Here is a 1,924-nt window from a genome sequence, read left to right as displayed (position 1 = left end):
CACCACCCACAACAACAGAGAGCGCATCAACCACACCCTCCGCCGCCGTGCACACCATCCGACCCAACGCCCGCGCATCCAGGCTGTCGACCGTCAACACACTCACGTGCAGTCCCACGCCCTCGTCGCCCACCCCGACAGCCAAGGGGTAGTTGGTCTGATCCCGGCCGACGACCGTCCGGATCCCTTCGACCGAGCGCTCCTCGTCACCGGTCTCAGGTGAGGTGTGCCGGTAGTTGAACAGCGAGGTGAACAGGGGCATGTCGGCGGCGACACCGCTCGCCCGTTGAGCCATCGCCAGCGGGGCATGCTCGTGCTCCAACAGCGCCGCCAGTTGGTCCCGCATCCCCTCTACTGCTGCACGCACCCCGACACCAGCGGTCCGCACCCGCACCGGCAGCGAATTCATGAACGGGCCCAGCACCCGGTCGGCACCGGCACCCGCGTTCATCCGGCCAAGGAGCATGGTGCCGAACACCACGTCATCCCGACCCACCAGGGCGGCCAGCACCCGGGCCCACGCCACGTGCAGGATCGTCGCCGGGCTGACACCCAGCTCCCGCGCCACCCGCCGCAACTCGACAACCACGGGTTCTGGCACGTACAGCACCTCACGGACCAGATCCGACCCGTCGCCGCGCACGTCCAGCAGGCCGTAGGGGGCGGTCGGCTCCGTCACATCGCCCAGGAGATCGGCAAAGAACCGCTCGTGCTCAGACCTCGGTACCGTACGCGTCTGGGCGATGAAGTTGCGGAACGGCAGCGCGGGAGCCAGCTCGTCAGCCGCGCCGGACAACACCGCCCGCAGCTCCTCCATCAGTACGTCCATGCCGACGTGGTCCTGCACCATGTGATGCATTCGCACGACGGCCAGCCAACGGCCCTCGGGTGCCTCCGCCGCGTGCAGATCCATCAACGGGGCCCGGCCCAGGTCCATTACCGAACCAGCTCGGGCCATCAAGTCCCGTCCTGCGGCAGCAGGTTCCGTGTCCCCGTCGTCCAGCGTGTGCTCGACGACGGAGAGCTGGGCCTGCCGCCACACCACCTGCACAGGCTCGCGCAAGCCCTCCCAGGCAATGCCGGTGCGGTAGATGTCGTGCCGATCCACCACCCGCTGCAAAGCATCCGCGAACGCATCCAGCCGGGACCGCGAGTCGAACTCCATCACCCGCACGGTCAGATAGACGTCGTCGCCTTCGCCCGCCATGAGGTGGTGGAAGAACATGCCCTCCTGCAACGGCGCCAACGGGTATATGTCGGCGACGTTCACCGCCCCGCCCTCGACCGACGCGACGACCCGATCGACCTCCACCTGGTCCAGCTCCACCAGCGGCAACATCTCCGGCGTGATCCGCTCGGCATCTGCGGGGATCAGATTCTCCGGCACCTCGACAGCACCGACACCTGCCGCCCCTGCCAGGCCCGCGGGCGTCGGCGCCTCGAACAGCGCCCGCACGGACACCGACACACCTCGGGCCCGCAACCGCTCGACAAGCCGGACGGCGAGGAGGGAGTGGCCGCCGAGTTGGAAGAAGTTGTCATCGACCCCGACCACGGCCAAGCCGAGCACGTCGGCGAAGGCGGCGCAGAGGATTTCCTCCTGCACGGTGGCCGGTGCGCGTCCGGATCCGGTGGCGTACTCGGGGGCGGGCAGCGCGCGGCGGTCGAGCTTGCCGTTGGCCGTCAGCGGCAGCTCTGGCAGCGTGACGAAGGCGGCGGGCACCATGTACTCCGGCAGCCGCGAGGCGACCAGTTCCCGCAGTCCTTCCGGCTCCCGGCCGTCGGGGACCACGTAGGCCATCAGCGCATCCTCGCGGGCGATCACCGCGGCCTGCGTCACATGCGGGTGGGTGAGCAGGGCGGCCTCGATCTCACCCGGCTCGATACGGAACCCGCGCACCTTCACCTGCTCATCCACTCGCCC

The 1,924-nt window shown here is 69.1% G+C and carries 1 protein-coding gene; it reads right to left on the bottom strand.

Annotated features, from left to right (window positions below):
• The coding region (locus ACWGJ2_RS40325; protein ID WP_453351399.1) for a condensation domain-containing protein at positions 1-1,906 on the bottom strand (1,906 nt) is incomplete at its 3' end.
• Positions 1,907-1,924 lie beyond the last annotated feature (18 nt).

This window comes from Streptomyces sp. NPDC054796 (genome assembly GCF_053611545.1).
The sequence above is the reverse complement of the archived record's forward strand: the minus strand, read 5'-3'. Positions and strand labels throughout refer to the sequence as shown.